Annotated in this window: 6 protein-coding genes; 5 read left to right on the top strand and 1 reads right to left on the bottom strand. The window is 23.0% G+C overall.

Going from position 1 to position 5,702, the window contains the following annotated elements; translation table 11 throughout:
• Positions 1-131 precede the first annotated feature (131 nt).
• A complete protein-coding gene (locus tag ABNK64_RS10900) occupies positions 132-617 on the bottom strand; it encodes a hypothetical protein (protein WP_349764396.1) in 486 nt (161 codons plus the stop codon).
• A gap of 417 nt (positions 618-1,034) precedes the next feature.
• Between ABNK64_RS10900 and ABNK64_RS10895 the strand changes: the two genes are divergently transcribed.
• From ABNK64_RS10895 to ABNK64_RS10875, 5 genes are all read left to right on the top strand, one after another.
• On the top strand, positions 1,035-1,907 hold the full coding sequence (locus tag ABNK64_RS10895) for a hypothetical protein (RefSeq protein ID WP_294725752.1): 873 nt from the start codon (positions 1,035-1,037) through the stop codon (positions 1,905-1,907).
• Position 1,908: 1 nt separating this feature from the next.
• Positions 1,909-3,723, top strand: coding sequence for an alpha/beta hydrolase family protein (locus ABNK64_RS10890; RefSeq protein WP_349764395.1), 1,815 nt, complete (start codon positions 1,909-1,911; stop codon positions 3,721-3,723).
• Positions 3,724-4,054: 331 nt separating this feature from the next.
• On the top strand, positions 4,055-4,654 hold the full coding sequence (locus ABNK64_RS10885) for an ADP-ribosyltransferase (RefSeq protein WP_349764393.1): 600 nt from the start codon (positions 4,055-4,057) through the stop codon (positions 4,652-4,654).
• A 5-nt stretch (positions 4,655-4,659) separates the two neighbouring features.
• On the top strand, positions 4,660-4,959 hold the full coding sequence (locus ABNK64_RS10880; RefSeq protein WP_294725747.1) for a hypothetical protein: 300 nt from the start codon (positions 4,660-4,662) through the stop codon (positions 4,957-4,959).
• A gap of 13 nt (positions 4,960-4,972) precedes the next feature.
• Positions 4,973-5,374 (top strand): protein-export chaperone SecB, encoded by a 402-nt coding sequence (locus ABNK64_RS10875; RefSeq protein ID WP_294725745.1) that lies wholly within the window; start codon positions 4,973-4,975, stop codon positions 5,372-5,374.
• The last annotated feature ends 328 nt before the right edge of the window (positions 5,375-5,702 follow it).

The following is a 5,702-nucleotide window of genomic DNA, read 5'->3' as shown; positions in this document are numbered from 1 at the left end:
AAAGATTGGCATTTGATAAAAGGACAATTAGCAATAGAATATGAAGAAAGACTGAAAGGTTTTTAGTTCCTTTCAGTTTTCAAAATAATTTAAAAATTAATAATCAAGAGATGATAAATACACAAAATTATTTACACTCTCTTTATTTTAAAATAATCTCTTAATTCCTTAACTGTTTTAAATTTATATTTTTTCTTGTCAAAGAAATATTGCTTGTTATTATCTATTACAAATTCATATTTTTTATCTAAAAAGCTATCTCTTAGAACAGTTATTAAAGATACAACTTTATTATTTCTTTCTTTTTCTTTGATTCCTATAAAATAACTCTCTATTATTGTTTTGAGTATTTCTATAATTTCTCTATGCTCTATATATTCTTTGATTGAAATTATTTTTTTAACTTCATCAAAGGCAATTCTTGCAGCTTCTTTCTTATCAAAGATTCTTGGAATTTTTCTAATAACGATTTCCTCTCCAATCTTATAAAGATAAACTTCTCTCTCATCCTGTGATAGTCCTAATTCTCTAACCCATGTAATTGGTAATACTATTCTAGTATTTAAACTTCCACTTCCTGACTTTAAAAATGATATATTTAATTTTTTTACTTTCATATTCCTCTCCTCATTTTCTAGGTAACAGTTCAACTATTATTCAATAAGAATACCAACTTATTATAACTTTTTTATACTCTATAAAAATATATTATTATTTTAAGTTTTTATATATCTAAACACATTAAATATCTATATTTTTAAATAAGATATTAAAACTTACTTTTCTTTTTTGTTTTTGACATGCTGTCTATTACAAATTACTTTTTATTAGAAAAACGTGCCGTCAACTATCCTTTTCTTTAATTATGCCTGACATATCGTCAAATGTCAATAGTTTTAAAAATTTTGATATGATATTTTATATAAAAAATATTGTAAATATTAAAGTTTTTTAATAATTTCTTGAAGTATCTATCAATTAAAGTTATACTTAAATAATAAATTAAACTATCAAATAGTTATAAGGAGGAATTTATGAAAAGAAGATTATTTGTAATAATAACAATGCTATTTTTATCATTATCATTATTTGCAAGTAAAAATGATACTGTAATTAGGACTTTCAAAAGAAAGTTCCCTCAAGACAATTTTTACTTTATTCAAGGATTAGATTACAAGTTTGATATTACCACTAATATTAGGTACAGAGGGATATTATACAGCGATAGATTAGAAAAATTAAATTATCCTTTTGGATTAGAATTAGCTTTAGAAGGTAACAGTGATGGATATGAATATCTTGAAAGTTATGAAGGGTTATTTTTAAAATTACAGGTAGATAAACCTATTGAAGATAAAATGAAAGAGATTTTTGGACCTAAAAGTGTTCTTGAAAATAATTTTTATCCGTATATAGATGGATATAGAGAAATGCTAGAAATCAAAGGGAAAAAAGTTCCTTTTGAAGAAAAAGGTAGAGCAGACTATACAGTAGTTAATTTATTTGTAGATAAATTAGAAAATATTAATAAAGAAGAAATGAAAAGAAAGGCTTATCAATTTGCGAAATTTTTACAAGATGATATTAATTTAAAGACTTACTTGCAAGTATATATACGAGATAACTCATTCTTTGAAAACTATAACTTAGTGTCTTATCAAGTATATCCACCATTTAGAAATAGGGAAGATATTAAGATAATACTAGATAAAATTAGAAATAAAGAAAAAATATCTGAAAAAGAAAAAATTACTTTAGTTAATGTGTTCTATAAACATATTGGATTTAATATGAGATATACTGATATTGATATTAGTTTTAAAAGGGAACCATTGAAAGATTATAAAAACCAAAAGATAAAAGGACAATTATTTTGGGAAAAATATATTGATGAGGGGGTTAGATAAAATGAAAAAATTAGAAGATATTAATTATGCTTTAATGGCACAATTATCATATTTGCATTGGAATAGAATTGATAGAAATAAAATCGATAGAGAAATATTGAATGATATTTTATTTAAAGAAAATATTATTACTCAAATAAAAACAGATTTTTATGATGACCAAGAGCATTATCCTAGTAATGAGATAATCAATGAGAAAAAAGGTAATTTACCTCCATATGTTTATCACGAAGAAGATAAAAGATTATTTTTAACTTATTCATTGGATAAAAGTAAAAATAGGACACCTAAATTTGAAAAAATATTAGATGGGTGGCAGTATTTAGATTGTGCTTCTGGGGAATTTATACAAAAAACTCTTTTTGATAATTCTCTTTTAGAAAAATATGATGACAGTGGTTTCTTTGGTGTTGCTTTTCAAAGAAATGATGACATCATTATTGCATATAGAGGAACTGAATTTGAATTAGCTCTAGCTAGAGATATGCTTACTGATTTAAAAATATATACCAAATATACTGATATTCAACAAGTAGAAGCAGTACTGTTTTATGAATATATAAAAAGTAAATATGGAGAAGGGAAAAATATTCATCTTACTGGACATAGCTTAGCAGGTGCTATCGCTCAATATGTACATTTTTATGCAGCTTGTATTGGAGATAAAGTAATTACTACTACTTGGAATGGACTTGGGAGTTTTGGTAGTGTTATTACTTCTTTTCAATTCCATTTAGACCCTAATGTTGACTCTGAATTTAAAAATAAAATAAATTCAATTCAAAACAAGACAATTAAAGACAATCTTATCAAATTCTATTCTAAAAAGAAGGAGGAATTAATTAAAAAAAGAGATGAGATAAAAGATACAGACCATATATTTAACTTTTTTATGAGCGAAGATTTTGTTGGTGGATATTTAAATGGAGATTGGTTAGGGCAAAAACAGCCTGTAGATATACCTAAAGAAAAAGTTTCAGAAAATTTAGTAAAAGTATTGCCTCAACTTCTTTTAGTTGCTAGTTTATTAAAAAATGGAAAGTGTTCTCTTAAAAATAAGGATATTTTAATTAAAATAGCATTTATTTATTTAGCTTCTTCTTTTGGGGAAACAATAGAAAGTGTTAAGGAAAATATGGATAATATTGAAAAAAATTCTAATAACTCTGAATTGACAGATTTATTTAAAAGTTTAAAAGCTGTAGATATTAGCCAATTTAAAGATTTTGGGGAAGATATGCTTAATATTCTTTTAAATCTATTTGATGAAGATGGTATTGCTGAAAATGGAAAACAAACTTTAGATGAATTAAGAAGATTAAGTGAAAAAACACTACTTCCTATGAAAATTTTTGAAAAAGGAAAGTCTGCTCTTGCCTTTCATAATCTAAATAATTTTTTAGTATTTATGAATGATGAGGGGAATATAGATTTCCATAAAATGAGAGAAGATTTTAGATTTAATGCACTAAAAACCATAGTAATAAAAAAGAAAGAGAAAAACTATAGGTTTCTAAAAGGTAAAAATAGGAATAACCCAAGTGAAGATATATTAGAGATAGAAAATAAAGATGTAAAATTCAGAATAATAGTACCAGCTAATAGATTGATACAAGGAAAGATATTTGTATCATTTCCAATAACTCAAACAGATTTACTATTTAAAAATATTTTTAAAAAGAAAAAATTTAGTGGTGAGGATATGATATTAAGAAATAATGTGTTGGATGGAAAATATAACGGAGAGTTAGAACTAGGAATGTATAATAATATAAAGAGTTTAGGAGGAATAATAGGAGAACTCCAGAGAAAATAAAGATATATCCATTAGACACAGGAATACAAGAAGAAAAAGTTAAAGAAAAAAGAATAATAACATTTGGAATAGAAAGAAAAGAACATAGTTATATAAAAAATTAAAAAAAGCACAATTATTAAGTTATATAGTTACAAAAATAAAAAATATTTTTTAATGTTTAATGTCGTTTGTAAACATATAAATTTAATCGAAATTAAATTATTCCAATAAAAAATATTTAGAATAAAAGGATAATATTAATTACAGAATAATGATCACACATTGATTTTAAATGTATAAAATGGTATAATTAAAAAATAAAACACTTTAAAAGAGAGAGGATAAATAAGTGAGTATTCAAAAAAATATAGAAGGAATTTTTAAAAATTGGAAACAATCTCTTACATCTGAAGAAAAAAATATATTATGTGAATACTCAAAATTTTTATATGAAGATGTAAATCTATTTTTAAGAGATGATATTTTAAATAGCAATGATTTTGGAAATTCACCTGATGATTTTAAAATAAAAGAAAATATAGATATAATAGATAATATTTTAAATAGATTTATATTAGATGAAGAAATATTAGTTTATAGAAATGAACATCACAGCATTTCTTTAGAAGAAATGCATGAATTCCTTTGTGGAGTTGATAGAATAGAATATAGAAATTTTGTTTCAACATCTTTTACAAAAGAAGCATCAGAACAATTTCTTTCAATTTTAAAAAATCAATATCAAAATGATATTTTTTTATGTATAGAAGGAAATATAAATAAAGGAGTTCCTTGTGGATATTTAGATAAAGATATCTCTGTAATGCTTGGAGAAGAAGATGAGATTTTAATGAGTAGAAATATAATTTTTAAAATAAAACAAAATTCAATAATAATTAATAATATAGATAAAACTATTAATATTTATGGTGAATTTACAAAGGAGTGATAATTATGAAAAGACATGAAAGTGGTTATGGTATGAAAATAATAATGAAACCAACTGCAACCAAGAGACAAATAGAAATAGCAAAAAAAATGTATCCTCATGCTTTAGTTATAAAAGAAATTGACATGCCTAAAGTTAATTTTAAACAAAATGAACTTACTATTTTATTAAATATAAACTCTATAGTTACTAATTTAAGTAATGAAAAGACATTAATTTCAAAAAATAATGTATTCACAAAAAATATTTATAATAATAAACTACAAAATATAGAAAACAACAATATTATGACATTAGCATCATAAACATGGAGGAAAAATGAAAAAAAGTTTTTTTCAAATGAAAGGATTTCCAATAATAGCTAATTTAAATTTTGAAATTTCAAATAAATTTAATTTTTCGGAAAATAGCTTATTAGAAGTGGAAATAAAAATAAATACAGAGGTATTCTCGAAAAAAGCAAATGAAGCAAATTTAAAATTAGATGTAGAAATATTTCCTGATAAAACAAAAAATAATCCATTATATTTAAAAGTAACATCTATATCATCTTTTGTTTGGGCAGAAGGGTTAGATGAAAATACTGTTGAATCATTATTAAAAATAAATGCTCCTGCTATAATGATGTCATATCTTAGACCAATAATATCTAATATAACAACATATTCTGGACAACCACCTTTAATAATACCACTTATAGATTTTACAAATAATAAATAATTATATATAAAGAAGTACTAAAAAATCTTATACTTTCTATATTAGTATAAAAATAAAATAATAGATATTTTTAAATAGCTTTCTATGAATTTTATCATAGAAAGCTATTTTTATAAAAAGAAAAATTATTCTTGGTAAATGTAGAAATAATAAAATTAAAGTTTCTCAAGATAAATCAAAAAATTTCAAACTAACAATTGAAAAAATGTTTCTGCTACCCAAAATAACTACATAAAAATAGACACCAGTAATTGTTTGATGTATAATAAAAATGAAGAAGTTGTCGTTTAAAAAGTTACTGTTTTAAATAAAAAAATCCATTGTAAAT

Source organism: Fusobacterium sp. SYSU M8D902 (assembly GCF_040199715.1).
In the GTDB taxonomy this organism is placed as follows: Bacteria; Fusobacteriota; Fusobacteriia; order Fusobacteriales; family Fusobacteriaceae; genus Fusobacterium_A.
This window is presented reverse-complemented; position numbering and strand designations above follow the sequence as displayed.

What these genes read in the sequence shown, in the direction of transcription:
- ABNK64_RS10900 (WP_349764396.1), bottom strand. Translation starts at nt 617, where the DNA reads ATGAAAGTAAAAAAATTAAATATATCATTTTTAAAGTCAGGAAGTGGA.
- ABNK64_RS10895 (WP_294725752.1), top strand. Translation starts at nt 1,035, where the DNA reads ATGAAAAGAAGATTATTTGTAATAATAACAATGCTATTTTTATCATTA.
- ABNK64_RS10890 (WP_349764395.1), top strand. Translation starts at nt 1,909, where the DNA reads ATGAAAAAATTAGAAGATATTAATTATGCTTTAATGGCACAATTATCA.
- ABNK64_RS10880 (WP_294725747.1), top strand. Translation starts at nt 4,660, where the DNA reads ATGAAAAGACATGAAAGTGGTTATGGTATGAAAATAATAATGAAACCA.
- ABNK64_RS10875 (WP_294725745.1), top strand. Translation starts at nt 4,973, where the DNA reads ATGAAAAAAAGTTTTTTTCAAATGAAAGGATTTCCAATAATAGCTAAT.